The sequence below is a fragment of the Streptomyces sp. SID3343 genome (assembly GCF_009865215.1).
In the GTDB taxonomy this organism is placed as follows: domain Bacteria; phylum Actinomycetota; class Actinomycetes; order Streptomycetales; family Streptomycetaceae; genus Embleya.
On sequence record NZ_WWJX01001420.1, the window covers coordinates 1 to 15036 of the forward strand.

8 protein-coding genes are annotated in these 15036 nt (G+C 69.1%); 4 read left to right on the forward strand and 4 right to left on the reverse strand.

From position 1 onward, the window contains the following. The first annotated feature begins 214 nt into the window (after window positions 1-214). The 3 genes from GT354_RS44880 (at window position 215) to GT354_RS44890 (ending at window position 3663) form a co-directional block, all read left to right on the forward strand. Complete coding sequence (locus GT354_RS44880; protein WP_161363066.1) at window positions 215-1669, forward strand: aldehyde dehydrogenase family protein; 1455 nt, start codon at window positions 215-217, stop codon at window positions 1667-1669. Between the two features lie 106 nt (window positions 1670-1775). Continuing rightward, window positions 1776-2864, forward strand: a complete 1089-nt coding sequence (locus tag GT354_RS44885) for a Zn-dependent alcohol dehydrogenase (protein WP_161363068.1) — start codon at window positions 1776-1778, stop codon at window positions 2862-2864. Between the two features lie 115 nt (window positions 2865-2979). Further along, window positions 2980-3663 carry an HNH endonuclease family protein gene (locus GT354_RS44890; RefSeq protein WP_202513011.1) on the forward strand — a complete coding sequence of 228 codons (684 nt, stop codon included), beginning with the start codon at window positions 2980-2982 and terminating at the stop codon, window positions 3661-3663. Between the two features lie 68 nt (window positions 3664-3731). Here GT354_RS44890 and GT354_RS44895 read toward each other — a convergent pair whose 3' ends face one another. Genes GT354_RS44895 through GT354_RS44910 form a run of 4 tightly spaced genes read right to left on the reverse strand, consistent with a single transcriptional unit; the run spans window position 3732 to window position 13166 of the window. Beyond that, window positions 3732-6665 carry a DUF3962 domain-containing protein gene (locus tag GT354_RS44895; RefSeq protein WP_161363070.1) on the reverse strand — a complete coding sequence of 978 codons (2934 nt, stop codon included), beginning with the start codon at window positions 6663-6665 and terminating at the stop codon, window positions 3732-3734. A 27-nt stretch (window positions 6666-6692) separates the two neighbouring features. Beyond that, a complete protein-coding gene (locus GT354_RS44900; RefSeq protein WP_161363072.1) occupies window positions 6693-10409 on the reverse strand; it encodes a hypothetical protein in 3717 nt (1238 codons plus the stop codon). Then, on the reverse strand, window positions 10402-11568 hold the full coding sequence (locus GT354_RS44905) for a hypothetical protein (RefSeq protein WP_346012463.1): 1167 nt from the start codon (window positions 11566-11568) through the stop codon (window positions 10402-10404). Before GT354_RS44905 ends, GT354_RS44900 begins: the two co-directional genes overlap by 8 nt. Then, window positions 11565-13166, reverse strand: a complete 1602-nt coding sequence (locus tag GT354_RS44910; RefSeq protein WP_346012464.1) for a PD-(D/E)XK nuclease family protein — start codon at window positions 13164-13166, stop codon at window positions 11565-11567. The genes GT354_RS44905 and GT354_RS44910 overlap by 4 nt, the downstream gene beginning before the upstream one ends. Window positions 13167-13477: 311 nt before the next feature. Here GT354_RS44910 and GT354_RS44915 point away from each other — a divergent pair, with 311 nt between their 5' ends. Then, window positions 13478-15010 (forward strand): serine/threonine-protein kinase, encoded by a 1533-nt coding sequence (locus tag GT354_RS44915; protein WP_161363076.1) that lies wholly within the window; start codon window positions 13478-13480, stop codon window positions 15008-15010. Window positions 15011-15036: the final 26 nt, after the last annotated feature.

Below are 15036 nucleotides of genomic sequence, written 5' to 3' on the forward strand. Positions count from 1 at the left end.
GCGGTGGTGTGATGCGGCGGTGGCGGGGTGGTCGGTGGGTGGAGTTGTCGGGTGACGGTCCGGGGTGTGTCGGATGCCATGCTCTCCAGGTATCGCTTGACCTAGTCAAGTGCAGCGTTTGTGGTTAGCCTCCCGCCGATGCCGCGTGATGCGACACGTGTCGCCCGGCGGTGGAGCAGAGACCTTGTCTCGCGGCGGAAACGGAGTGCCGGCCATGACGTTGGACATACGAACGGTGGCCCGGGCCGGGCTGTTGATCGGCGGCAAGTGGCGGGCCGGGGGGCTCGGCCGGTTCGACGACGTATCGCCCGTGGACGGGTCGGTGGTGGCGGCCGTGGCCGACGGTGACGTCACGGACATGCGGGACGCGGTCCGCGCGGCGCGGGTCGCGTTCGACTCGGGTCCGTGGCCGAGGCTGAGCGCCGCCGAACGGTCGGCGTGCCTGGGCGAGTTGGCCGCGGCGCTGACTCGGCATCAGGGCTTCTTCGACGCCCTGGCGAGGATCGAGTGGGGCGTGGCCAACGACCGGCCCGGGCAGGTGATGGCGGCGGCATCGATCGCGGCGGGGGCCGCGCAACTCGCGCTCGTCCCGGCCGAGGAGCCGCTGTCGGGCCCCGGCGCGACCGGCACGCTCGTCCACGAACCGCACGGCGTGGTCGCGGCGATCACGCCGTGGAACTACCCGCACACGCTCAACCTGACCAAGGTCGCGAACGCGATCGCGGCGGGCAACACCGTCGTGCTCAAGCCGTCGCCGCTGAGCCCACTGGCCGCTCTCGCGCTCGCGTGGATCGTCGACACCGAGACGAACATCCCACCGGGCGTGGTCAACGTGGTGTCCACGACATCGCTCGACGCGGCCCGCGCGCTGACTCGCGACGACCGCGTCGACATGATCAGTTTCACCGGCAGCACCGCGGTCGGCAAGGGCATCGCCGCGGACGCGGCCGGCACGCTGAAGCGCGTCGTGCTCGAACTCGGTGGCAAGTCCGCCTCGATCCACCTCGACGACCTCGGCTCCGACGCGTACGAAACCCTGGCCGCGCAGGCCCTGTTCGACGGGTGTACGCGGCACGCGGGCCAGGTGTGCGTGCTCCAGAGCAGGTTGTTCGTCCCGGCCGCGCGCGAGCGGGAGATCGTCGAGCGCCTGGTGGCACTGGCGGCGGCGGTACGGGTCGGCGACCCGCGCGACGACGCGACCGACATGGGCCCGCTGATCAGCGGGACGCAGGCCGGCCGGGTACTGGCCGACATCGAGGGCGCGGTGGCCGACGGCGCGGTGATCGCGCACGGCGGCGGCCTCGTCGAGGGCCCCGGCACCGGCCACTATGTCGCGCCGACCGTACTCACCGGCGTCGCCAACACGATGCGGATCGCCCGCGAGGAGGTCTTCGGGCCGGTCCTGGCAGTGATCCCCTACCGCGACGTGGACGAGGCCGTGGCGATGGCCAACGACTCCCGGTTCGGGCTGGTGGGCGCGGTACACGGCGCCGACGTGGACCGTGCGGGCGCCGTCGCGCGGCGGATCCGGGCGGGCCAGGTCACCGTGAACGGCGCACGGGCACTCGGGCCGTTCGGCGGCTTCCGGGAAAGCGGCCTGGGACGCGAGCAAGGGCTCGCCGGACTCCGCGAGTTCACCGAGACCAAGGGCGTCAGCCGCCCGGCGTAGGCACCAAGCGACCACACGACCCGGCAACCCGGCAACCCGGCTCCGGTGACCGGCGACCCGGCGACCCGGGCGCAGGCTCCCGCCCCCGACCCCCGAAAGGCCCCCCATGCGCGCGGCCATCCTGACCACCCAACCCGGCACCCTCGACATAGCCGACGTCGACATCGACTCCCCCGGCCCCGGCGAGGTGCTGATCCGCACCGCGGCGTGCGGCCTGTGCCACTCCGACATCCACATCCTCGACGGCGCGATCCCACACCAGCGCCCCGCCGTACTCGGCCACGAGGCGTCCGGGACCGTACTCGCGGTCGGCGCGGGCGTCACCCGCGTCGCGCCGGGCGACCACGTGATCGCGTGCCTGTCGGTGTTCTGCGGCCGCTGCCCGCAGTGCGCGCGCGGCCGGACCTGGCTGTGCTCGAACAAGGCGGCCACCATGCGCGGCGCCGACGAGCGCCCCCGCCTGTCGATGAACGGGCAAGCCGTCAACGCCAGTTCCTGGATCGGTGGGCTTGCCGAGCAGATGCTGGTGCACCAGAACGCGGTGGTGGCGATCGATCCCGAGATGCCGCTGGACGTGGCCGCGGTGATCGGCTGCGCGGTGACCACCGGAGTGGGCGCGGCATGGCGCAGCGCCGATATCCGAGCCGGCGAGACGGTCGCGGTGCTCGGGTGTGGCGGGATCGGACTCAACATCGTGCAGGGCGCGCGGCTGCGCGGCGCGGGCCGGGTGATCGCGGTGGACCTGCAACCGGCCAAGCGCGACCTCGCGCTGACCCTGGGCGCCACCGACGTCGTGGACGCCGCGAACACCGACGCGGTCGCCGAAGTCCTCGGACTCACCGACGGGTTCGGCGTCGACCACGCCTTCGAGGCGATCGGTCTGGCCGCAACGATCGCCCAGTCGCTCGCGATGACGTGCGCCGGTGGCACGGCGTACGTGGTCGGGGTGACACCGATGACGGCGACCGTGGACGTCCCGGGTTACGCCCTGTGGGGCCAGGGCAAGACGGTGCGCGGCGTGCACATGGGCTCCAACACGTTCACCACCGACATGCCGCGCTACGTCGATCTCTACCTGCAAGGTCGGTTGCGGATCGACGAGTTGATCAGCCGGCGGATCGACCTGACCGAGGCCAACGACGCGTACGACGCGCTGCGCAAGGGCGAGATCGCCCGCTCGGTGGTGGTGTTCTGAGTCGACCGATCGGCGGCCACTCGTTCGGGTGGCGCGCCGGCCGCGATGTACACGTCGCGTAGCCGACCCACTACAAAGAGATCGACCGTGTCTCGGCGATCTTGAGGGCTACGTGATGACGAAGACGACAATGGGGCGGCGCTTCGCCGCAGTACTGATCGCGACGGCCGGCACGGGCGCGCTGCTCGCGGCGCCCGCGACCGCAGCGCCGGGCACCGACACCGCGGCGAACGCCCGGACGCCGCTGCGGGACGCGATCGCGGCGCTGCGCGTGGCCGACGAGAACCGCGCCGGCTACGACCGCGACGCTTTCCGGCACTGGATCGACGCGGACAAGAACGGCTGCAACACCCGGGCCGAAGTGCTCATTTCCGAGGCCGTGGATCCCCCCGCGGTCGGCACCCGCTGCGCCCTCACCGGCGGCCGCTGGTACTCGTACTACGAGAACGCCTACGTAGACAGCGCCGGCGCCCTCGACGTCGACCACATGGTCCCGCTCGCCGAAGCCTGGGACTCCGGCGCGTCCGCGTGGACCCCGCAGCAACGCCAGGACTACGCCAACGACCTGACCCAACCCCGCGCCCTGGTCGCGGTGACCGCCAAGTGGAACCGCCAGAAGGCGGACCAGGACCCGAGCACCTGGATGCCCCCGTACGAGGGCGCCCGCTGCACCTACCTCACCGACTGGGTCACCGTGAAAACCAAGTACGACCTGACCGTCGACCCCACCGAACGAACCACCCTGCAAAACCTCGCGGCCGACTGCCCCAACACCCCGGTGGAGCCGGACATCCGCTAGCGGGCCCGTCGCAAGACGGCCCCGAGGCCGGCCCCGGAGGGGCCGGCCGGTTCCTACTGCCCCACCACTCAGCCGAAGCCCGGCAGTTCGAGCTGTTCCGAGTCCGGGTCGCCGGTCGGTCCGGATTCGAGCAGAGCCTCGTCGGCGGCTTCGCCGGAAGACTCGCCTTCGGTCTCGGTCGGCAGGACGTACTCCTGTGCTCGCGCCGCCAAGTGCAGGGGCAAGGGCAACGCCAGCGCGTCCGGAAAGTCCGGCGCATACCTGAGTTGATGCACGGCGAGGGCCAACGCTTCCGCGTCGTCGGCAGCGTCCTCGTGACAACCGAGCACGGCGATTTCGACCAGGCCCGAATTCCAGGCAGGAGTACCGGTGTCGATCGTCGCCTCGCCCTTGCGAGCCCCGAGTTCCATCGTGCGGGGCGCCAACTTGTCGGCCTTGACGGCGGACGCCTTGAACTGCGGTGGCTTCTCGGTCGTGCTGTAAAACACCCGGGCTTCGCCGGCCGAGCCATCCTCGGCCGGGGGTTCGGTCCACATCCCCGACGACAGGCCGTTGATGCCGGTCGGCGCGCCGGTTCCCCACCACTGCGGTGTCTCCGCGCCGACCGTGGCGCGTACCCGAACCAATCGTAGGTCGCGATCAAGCCGACCGGCCGGGGCGTGACCGGTCTTGATCAGGTCCCGGACCACCTGGCCGTCCTGCAGCCAAGGCCAGTGCGATCGACTGTTCTGGGCGTGTGTCAACAACACCGTCGGTTCTCCTCGCAACGAACGGATCACGTGCTGCATGAACCGGGCCGTCTCTTTGCGTTGTTCGTCCCTGCTCCGCTGCCGCTCCCGAAAGGTCGGTTTCGGCGAAACGGTTGCCTCGATCTCGTCCGGCGCGGCCGGGTTACTACCGTCGTCGAGTTCCGCCTCGTCGCCGGGCAGTTCGGCACATTGCGCCAGCCGCAAAAGCAGCTCCGGATACGGAATCCAGCACTTGGCGTCCCTGTCCCAGCCCTGCACCGTGGCCCGGCCTGCCACCCCTCGGTCCGGCGTCACCAAGACGGCCACCGGCATGTGCAGGGCCATTCGCGTCGGGCCGTCCGAACGACGCTTGACCATCCACACGGCGGCGAACCGCAGGCCCTCGGGCAGTTGGTTCCCCAGCGAGTGCTCAGGGTGCACGCGAAGTCCCAACTGGCGTAGCCCGTCCGACCATCCCTGCCACGCGCGGTAGTCGGCGGTGTTCTCGGAGTCGTAGCCCTTGACCTTCTTGGGCACCGACACGAATTGGGTGAGTACACCTGCGTCCGCGCAGCCGAGCCGCAAGGCGTACTTCGGGTCGTGCGCGCCCGAGCTGAAATCCGCGCGTCGATCGAGTTCGACCAACGCCAGGCTCGGAACCGACGGCGAAGCGCCGTCCGCCGTCAGAAAACTCGACACCTTCTTGCGTCGTTCGTCGAGCGCATGCGCAAACGCACGGCGGCGCGGGCGCACCTGCGGGTCGATGCCCAAATCGTCGGCAAGTCCACCGGTCAGCCGCAGACTGCGCAAGCGAACAGTGAGTCCCGGCATGTTCCATTGGCGCAGATCCACCTCGCCGGTAGTACCAACGCGGCTGTCTCCCTTCAAAGCCAACAGCCGCTCGAGCGCCGCCACCGCTTCGTCCCTCATCCGCTCGGTCTGCCACAGCAGCCGAACCTCGACCACCGAGGTCTCGGCACCGGCGATATCGTTGATCGAGGCGGTCCAGGCGGCCCTTCGTTCCTCGGCCGCCCGAATCTCCTCGGCTTCCCTCTCGGGTTTCGCCGGCTTGGGCCGAGGGTTGAGGGGCAGCCCGGAAGCCCGACGGCTGCGCGTCAGCTCGGGCGCGGGACGCAATCCGGCCGGCAACGCCTGCTCCAGCCATGCGACGAGTTGCGACCGCTGATGGGACATCAGCCCGGCACCGACCGCGTGCGCCCCCATCCGAGTGCTGTACACGACGGCCGCACGCACACCGGGGCCGTCGCCGATCCATTGCTCGGGAGCTGTCAACACATCGACAGGGTCGGGGAATCGCCCGCTCAAGGTAAGCGCCTGCAACAGCCCGGCCGGATCTCCGCCGCGCCATGAGTGCTGTCGCCGCGAACGATCCCAGGCCACCCTGGCAATCGCGTAGCGCTCACTGGTCGGAGCACCCGGCAGCCACGGGATGGTCGGGCGCAAGTAGACGGAGGTCCGCACACCATGGGGCAGATGCAGCCGGCCGCCGCTGCCGGTTCGCGTGGCCCAACGGCGGATCGACGAGTGCACGTGCAGGCGTGGGACCGGTGAGAACGGGACTGTGTGCAGGGTGAATCCGAGGACCACCGAGAACCACCACGTGCCTCGCTTCGCTTCGTAGGGAAGCGGCTGCGACATCAGTTCCGCCCCCTGCTGACGCGGCCCCCGCGGCACCGCACGAAACCTCAGCGTTCCGGCCCCCGTCTCGAACGGCGGCAACGCCGCCACCCGGCGCGCCAAGTAGTCGGCGGTCAACTGGAATTGCCGGTGATCCGGGCTCGCGGTCCCGCCCTCGGTAACCGGGCAGGCCAGCAGATCGACGTCGACGGCGCGCCACGTGGGAGGTTCGGCGGCGAACGACCGCAGAATCTCACCGACCCGCGACGCATGCTCCGGCTCGGGCCGCAGCCCCTTGACCCAGACGTTCAGCAACCCCTCCAGCGCGATATCCGGCAAGGGGTTGGGCAGGTCGGCCGGCCGGTACAGCCAGTGATCGATGCCTTCCCGCTGAGGGCCGACCACGCGCGGGCGAACGATCAGGTCCGGAGCGAGGGTCTGGAGGACCCCGTCCAAGTGGTAGGTCGGCACGGTGCGAAGGGGCTCGGCGGCGTCGGACCGGCCGACGTTGCACAGATCGAGCAAGGTCGTGCGCCACTGCTCCGGGAAGCCCAAGACGTGGTAGGAAGCGCTCAGCGGCTCCCCTTCGACGGGGAGGTATGCGGCGCGGCGGATGCGATCGTAAGTGAATCCCATGGTGGCTCCAGCCCGGGAAGGAGGGTGTCAGGCAAGCGGTCGGCCGTGAAGCTCACGCAGAGCGGCGTACAGCGGCGCGTAGAGCATGCGAACCAACACCGGGTCCGCAGGGTCGGCGAATCCGTTGGGATCCGCGTGTGGATCGAAGTAGGGTTCCAGGACGCCTTGCATGCGAGCCAGGAGCCCTTCGTCGGCTCGTCCGGGCCGACCGGGCGATCCACCCGGGGCGAGGCTCGCCGCCAGGGCCGGCGCGAAGCGCGCGTCGACGAAGACCACCCGTGCGGGAACTCCGCCTCGCACCAGTCGGCCGATGACCTGCCACACCGTTACCAATTGATCCCAGGCGAAGGATTCCTTCTCGCGTTTGTCGAGCCGGGAATACATGTATCGCCGCGAAAGCAGTCGTCGCCATTCCCGGCGCGAGGTCTGCCGAAAGGCCAGACCGGCGGCATCGAGGTCGACGGCCTCGGTGACAAGGTTGCCGAACGTCCCCTGCGGAAGATTCGGGTGGTCACGGACGAATCTGGCCGCCCAATCGTTGATCGCGAAGATCGCCAGCGACAGGTCATCGGGCCGGGGATGCGGCCGGACCAGGAAGAGCACGCTTCCGAAGGCCGCCTTGCGTTCGTGGTTGAGAATGTTGTGCCCGCGTTCCACGGCGAGCAGCGGTGCGATCAGCAGTTCGGCCTCGGGATCCTCGGCGAAGGTGGCGACGTCACCGCGTCTCACCGCCGCGGCGGGGCCGAACGTCTCCGCCCCGAGCCCGGCGTCGTGGACACCGTGGTTGAGATCCGCGTCGTCGGCGCTGAGTACGCGTACTCGGCCGTTCCAACGGTCCATCGACTGCAACTGGTCCGCGACAGATGTGGCTTCCTTGTAGCTGCCGACGAGCAACAGGGCTCGCTTGCGTTCGGGGTCCTCGATCAGGCCGAGTTCCTCTTCCAACGGGCTGAGCGCGCCGGAGGGGCGAGGTCCCGCGAGACGCGTGACCACCGTTGCGAGCACGGGTCCTCGCAACTTCGGGGGCCGGCCGGAAACGCTGAGCGCACGGTTGTTCTCGTCATAGAGGAACGCGGTTCGAAAGACCGTCCGCCGAATGGCGTCCAGTGACCCTTGATCCGGCTTGAGGACCATGTCGACGGGGGCCAACACATGGGCCCGAGTGGACGCGCCTGCCCAACTGGTGCCGGACATCAGCAGCACGTGCGGCCCGGGTCGCCCCGCCGCGGCATCGGCACCGAGTTCCGGCAGCGTCAGCAACAGTTCCCTACCGATGCCCGCGCAACGAAAGAACCGCAACGTGCCACTGCGCAGACCGTCCGGGTCGGCGTCGGTTCCCCATTCGTCCGGTAGGTACTGGAATCCGAGCACGTTACCCATGGGCGCTTCCGGAACCAGCGGCGCGTAATCCAGTGGCGGGCGGCGCGACAGCTCGTTGCCGGTGGCCTCCAGGTGCAGGGCCGCTTCGACCATCGGCCACAGCCAGACAAGCCGATCCAGCCGTTGGTGCAGCGCCGCGAGCAGCAGCGTGAACGTGAGCCGTCGGGCGGTCCGTTCATACCATTGTGGACTTCCGTGCGTGTCCGCCGGATCCTCCGATCGCCCGTCACCACGCATGTGCTGCGCCTGGTTCGGATGATCGGATGGCCCGGCCTCGGCGGCCGGCGAGCCGGCCAGGAGATGATCCAAAACGACTCGCAGTCGCTGTCGGGACCCGGGCTCGTTGAGGGTGTGCATGAGGTCCTGGGTGCTGCGCACCAGGAGATCGGTGGTGGAGTCGTACGGACCGTGATCCCCGAGGGGATCATCACGGAAGATGTCGAACAGGCCCCTGACCTCGGCTCGTCGCGCCGACCAGGGCTGACCGCCGTCGTTGCCCGTCGAATCTCGGCAGAGGACCGCTTCCGCCTCCTCGACTTCGTCGTCCTGCTCGTACAACTCTCGCTCGTCCAGCGCGCCTTCGCCGAGGTCGTCGGTCGTTCGCCGGCTGGGGTACCAGTCTTCCAACAGCTTTTCCTGGAGTGTCCAAGCGCTGAAGTAGTCGGTATCGACCCAGGTGCCCAGATCCGGGTCGGCGATCAACATCGCGTAGAGCCGATTCGTGGCGATACCGACGACATCCAGACACGCCGCCCAGCGCTCGATCTCGCGTTCGGTGAGCGGTAGCCGTCCCTGGTTGGAGAGTTCGCCGATCTTGTGGGTGTGCAGCTGATCCAGCCACGACTCGGGGCCACGAGTCACGAGCGTCGCGGCCGGCGCGAAGAGGTCGTCCAGTTGCATCTGCACTCGGTCGACCTCGTCGACGATCACGATATCGCTGCGCAGGCACGCCAGTTCGAGATGACGAAGCCGTTCCTCGTTCAGCTGGTTGGGCACCGCACTCAGCACGAGGGCCGCCGGGTTGGCTACCCAGATCAACGAATCGACGAGTTCGCGAGCGGACTTGTGCCGAGGGCAGACACTCCAGAGTGGGCAACCGTGTCGCTTACCCAGCCGCGGCGTATCGTCGCCGCGCCGGGGGCGTCGCACCGAGCCTTCGCGTGGTCGGTAGGGTCCGGGCGGGAGCAGGTTCGCTTCCGACCCGGTGTCGGGTTCGACGTCGGCTTCGGGGTACAGCTGGTCACACGGCGCGTCCGCGTACCGCAGCGGTTCGGCCGCTTCCGTTCCGCGCAGCGCGTCGGCGACACACACCGTGCTCATGTCGTCGAAACCGGGGTCGTCGTGCCGAAGTAGATTGTCGTCGCCCCGCCCCGCGAGACGACGATGCAGCCGCTGGACGTGGGTCTGCCGGGTGGTCGGACCGACCATGGGCGTCGCGGGCAGCCCCAGCGAGCGAAAGAGCGCGGCCAGTCGGAGCTGTTCGGCGACATCCCCGACCACCAGCGTGGTCCGCAGGCCGCGGCGTGCCGCCCATACCGAGACCAGGATCATCAGCGTGCTCTTGCCCGCTCCCACCATGCCGACGAGGTGGACGAGGCGATCGAGGGTCAGTTCCTCGGTGTCGTCGAAGCCCCGTCCGTCGGCACTACGTGTGGACAAGTGCAGGTCCGCGAGCCGACGGACCCAGTCGCCGCCGGTGGCGCCACGCTCGGCCTCGCACTTCTCCATCCACTGTGCGGTTTCGCCCAGTTCCGCCTTCGGGATGGTCAGACGTGCACCGGTCCCGGGTGATCCGCCGGCGAGATCGTGCCCGGTGGCCGGTTCCGGGGTCAGGTCCGACGGGAAGGTGACAGAGGTGGGTCGACGGCGTTCGTAGAAGGTGCTCGGCCCCGGCGCCGCGAGCGGCAGCGGCCGGCGCACGAAGGCGGGCGGCGCGGCGAGCGCGGCGTCGTAGACATCGAACCGCGCGGCGAGGATCGCCGGCTCGTATCGTCGAGCCGGGCCGGCGCCCGGCGGGACGAGATAGCCGCGCAGTCGTTGGGGCACGTCGCGGTAGGTGTCCAGGGCCTGGAACCACGCGCGGCGCCGCCGCAGGGGCCACAACAGGTGGCGGCCGACCGCCAGGAGTCGTTCGTCGTCCGTCGTGCGCGCGATAGCCGCCGCACGGGCGAACGGGTAGCCACCGAGCAGGGTCCACACGCCCTCGGCCGAGTGCTCGGGAGCAAGCTTCTCCAACAGCCTGAGCCCCAGTTCCACTTGGCACAGTTGGGATGCCTGCGGGGTGCTTCCGGGTCTGTGCTCCTCGTCGAGGAGCCGCGTCAAAGGCCCACTGACCGGCATGTGCCAGCTCTCGCGATCACGCATCCGGGTCGTCCTCTCGGTTCCGGCAGCGACCTGCGCGCAGGCGTTGTCGAGCCGTGTCCATCACTTGACGGTCCGTCAGCAGAACGAGGTCTTCGGCGTGCTCGGGCCGGTTGCGGTTGTAGACGTCGATGTAGTCGGGGCGATCACGGATCCGATGGGTCGGTACGACCCAGAAGGCTTCGTCGTAGGGAGGTTCGCGTCGCACCGCGGTCGCATTCGTGCCGAGCAGCCCAGGATGAGCCCAATCCTTGACGTCGATCGCCCACACCCAGCCGTCGGGGAAGGTCACCCGCAGGTCGTAGGCGTCGTAACCGGGCCACATCTGCACGGACAGGCCCGCAGCGAGGAGGATCCGCTCCAGCTCGATTTCGGCGCGTCCGGGCCATGTGACGAACTGCCGCAACGGTCGGGCGAGTTGGACGAGCCCGCCGGTTTCCGCGACCGGCAACCGACGGTCGATCGGCGCGCTTCCCTGACGCCGGCATGCATCGCGCTCGCACCACCACCCCCCACCGACGAGTGGAATCAGCAACGTCGCGCATCGACCACACACGGCATAGCCCTCGCCGTCGGCGCCACGGTGACTCGCGGGAACCGGCAAGTAGATCAGGCCCAAGAGGTCTCGCACGGGGGCAAGTTGCCAATCGGTGCGGTCTGTGAAGAATTCGGCGGACGTACGCACGGGCCGCTCGACCAGCAGCCGGCGAAAGCTCGTGTAGGAATCCGGCTCACCACTCTCCCGGCAGCGGGTGAACGCTTCGTGGATGATGTCGCGGTCGTAACGTCTCGTCGCACTGTCGCGCGTCTTCAGATACCACTCGTGGCACAGTTCGGTGGGCAGGCCCGAGCGCGGATCCAGCAGCCGATCGGTGTCGCCGACCGCATCCGGTGGTAGGTCCAACGGCCAGTTGGCGATCGGCCGCGACCGGCACCACGAGACCAGCTCCGGAATGCTGTGTGGTGGCGCCGCACCGCGTCGCAGGCACGCGAGGGCGGTTCGGTCGAGCGCTCGTTGCGCCTCGGGCGGGTACGGCAGGGTGAACGCGTCGAGGCCGGTGGTCTCGGCCAGGGCGATGATCGCGCCGGCCAGGGTGTGCATCAGCGGCACGCCGGCGTCCGCGAGCCACGCGCCGGACGCGCGTGCGGGCTCCTCGCTCACGAACTCCCCCGAGGAGCCTCGACCCCGCCGGCGGCGATGTGTTCACGGCCTGCGGAGCACCATTCCACGACCTCGCAGTGTGAGCACTGCCGGCCGACACGTGGCTCGTGCGTCTCGTCGCCGGCCCACGGCGCGGCCAACTCGCGCACGGCAGCCCGGGCCTCCTCGACGACACTGTCGCGTCCCGGATCGATCTCCTCGAGGCTGCTGTCATCCGGGTAGAGGATCTCCAGCTCGATCCGTGCCCTCGTCGAGTCGCCACCGAGCACCCCCGCAGCCATCAACAGCACGGCCAACGCCAGTTGCGGATAGCTGCCCAGCAGTGGCTTGCCCTCGTAGAGGTAGTGCGCGGCGGTCTTCGTCTCCCGCCAGATCCACCCGCCGTCGCGGGTGTACAGCAGGTCGGGCTTCGCGATGATCACGGCGTCGAGTTCGGGGTCGTAGGCGGTGACCTGTTTCTGGACTTCGACGACCTCCCGTCCGGCAAGCCCGTCGAGCGGACACAACGTGCGGTGTTCGGCGATCATGCGGGCGGCGGTCCGGGCCGGCGCACCGACCAGGTGCAGAGCACCAACGGTCAGTTCCTCGCCGTCGGGCGGGAGTTCGACGTCTCGGCAGCCTCGGGGATGCCGAACGAGATGCCACTGGTTGAGCCAGGCGTCGACGGCCCGGCCGCGCTGGATCGCATCGTTCTCCGGACGCGGTGAGCGTACGTGCAGGACCCTCGTCAAGTGGAACTTCGTGGGACATTCGGCATGAGTGCGCAGATCACTGGCGGACACGCTGCGTCGGCGCCGCCGCCGGGGCGGCGCGGGCACGCCGAGCAGGACCGGCGTACGGGGCAACTCGGCGCACCCGGCGAGCGCTTTGCAATCGACACACGCGGACCCCGGCGACTTCCCGTCTCCGTCCACCGATTCGGCCAGCACGGGTACGGCGTGCTCGGCGAAGGCGTCCCGAGCCTGCTCGGGCGTACAGTCGACCAACTCCGTGGCGGTGTCGTCGCCGCACCCGAAGTCCAGGACTCGGACGCGATCCGGCACCCGGGTCGCCTGCGCCGGCAGATCGGGCACCGGCAGATATGCCTTGCCCCATTCGTTGTACGCGGGCAGGCCGAAGGCCACGATGTACGCGGCCGCCGCCTTCTCGGATGCCGGTCGGTCTTCCTTCGAGTCGCCGACCGAAAGCAGGCGCAGTTCGCGCAGGCTGCCATCGGCCGTGGCGTAGCGCCGTCCCCAGGCGGTGCGTTCGTATATCAGCGCGCCGCGCCGATCGGCGACCGTGAGTTCGTCGCGCACGATCCACTCGTGGCGCACGGGATAGGTGGGAGGTGCCCCCGAGGCCGCCCGGGCGGCCTCGTCGGCCGCTCGACTGTCGAGATAGCGCTCGACGGCTTCGGCCACCCACGCGATGTGGCCGGGGTGGGCGGGAGCTCCGCGCTTCCCGAACCTCCCTCGGGTCACGCGCAGTTGCTCCAGTACGGAGTCCACGGACCTCGAGTCGTCGAACTCGATCAGATCCAGTGCCGCCATGAACGGGCCGGGCGTGAAGGTCTCGTAGATCGGTTTGCCACGAGTTCCCGCCCCTGTCTCGCGCACACCGGGTCGGACCTTCACGGCTCGGGCCGTGGGACAGTCCCGCGAATCAGCGCGGGCCATGGGCAATCCGGTACGCACGAGCGAGATGTCTCCGCGGGTTCCGGGCGGAGGCGACCAAGCACTCATAGGCTCCTCGGCTCCTCAAGAGGTGCGAGTCCGATGATGTCGGAATCGACGATAGTCATGTCCTGTGTACTGAGTCAAGGCGCATAGCATTGGGCATGTGCGTATCGGTTTAGAGTGGGAGTCCGCCGAAAACCGGTCGTCCGATCTGCCGATACCGACTGTGAACAGCCATGAAGAAGGCGAACATGAACGCTGGTGAAGTACTGGGCGGTCGATACCGCCTTGACGTGGTCCACGGGTTGGGGGGCGTCGCCACGCTCTACGCGGCCTACGACCTGCGCGAGAATCGCAAGGTCGCGGTCAAGATGCTCCGACCGGTCGACGATCTGATCGGAACCTGGATCGACCCGGACCATCCACATACGGGGGCCACCCAGCTTCGCAACCGGTTCCGCCGCGAAGGAAAACTACTCAGGGAACTCGACTTCCCCGGCATCCCCGAGTTCTACGACCAGGGCGAGCATCAAGGCCGTCCGTACCTGGTCATGCGCTTCGTCGAAGGAAGCTCGCTGCGCGACCTGCTGAACCGGCGCCGCCCGCTGCCCGTGATCGCCGCTGTCGCGATCGCGGTCGGGGTCGGTGAAGCACTTGACTGTGCTCACACGATTCCTGTCGTGCACCGCGACGTGAAGCCGGAGAACATCATCATCGGCCCGGACGGCTGGGTCTTTCTGGTCGACTTCGGCATCGCGCTCCCGCTGCGCCCCGGTGCGACCCGCTACACCACGCACGGAACGACTCCGGGCAGTCTCGGCTACATGGCACCTGAGCAGATCCTCAACGGGCTGATCACGCCCCGGACCGACTGGTACGGGTTCGGCTGCCTGCTCTACGAACTCCTCCACGGCGACAAACCGTTCGCTCACGTACAGGGAGGACTGAGCATCGTTCAGGAGTACTTGACCGCGGAGCCCCGACCGCTGCCCGCGTCCGTACCGACCGAACTCGCTTCGCTGGCCATGCATTTGCTTGCCAAGGATCCGAACGATCGGCCGGCCGACGCCGGTCCCGTGCTGGCTGTGCTGCGCGGCTTTCTGCCCAGGGCAGGCGCTCTCGCGCCCAATCCCGGTCTCGTTCCCGATCCCACGTTGCGTTACCGGGAACCAAATCGCCGGCTCGAAGCCGCAGCTCGCCCACGGGCCGGAGCAAGTGGCCGCGCGCCGGCACACCGGCGCACGACGTGGCTCAGCCGGCGAGAGGTCGAAGCAATCGTGGTCGCCGCCGAAAAGGAGCTCGTGGTCGAGGAGCCGGGGCCGAGTACCCGCCGGGTGATCGAGATTCTCCCCGACGCCCGCCAGGACTGGGGTCTGCGCGAGCCGATCGTGGCCCGAGCACAGCTGGTCGCGGCCGACGGATCCCTGGTGGAAGGTGACCATCGGCGAGCCCCGGCCTGGTACGCGCAGCTGATCGCCGAATTCGGTCGAGACCCGTCACCCTTCGGACGGGACATCGCGCTACGCGCCCGGGTAGGCGCCGCCGATTGCCTGCCGATGTTCGGCAAAGTGACGGAATCCTTCGAGCAGTGGACCCACATCGTGCACGACACCGCGGCGCTACCACAGCCGGCGTCGGTGGAGTTGCGGCGCCGAGTACACGCGCTCGGACACCATTTCCGCGAACTCCGCGACCTGGGCTGTGCGAGCGAGGTCGACGAACTGCTCACGCTCGTGCCGCTCGACGATGACGACGCGTCCCGCGAGGATGCTCTCACCGAGTAGCCGACCCGGGCGGGCTGCCGCGGGGC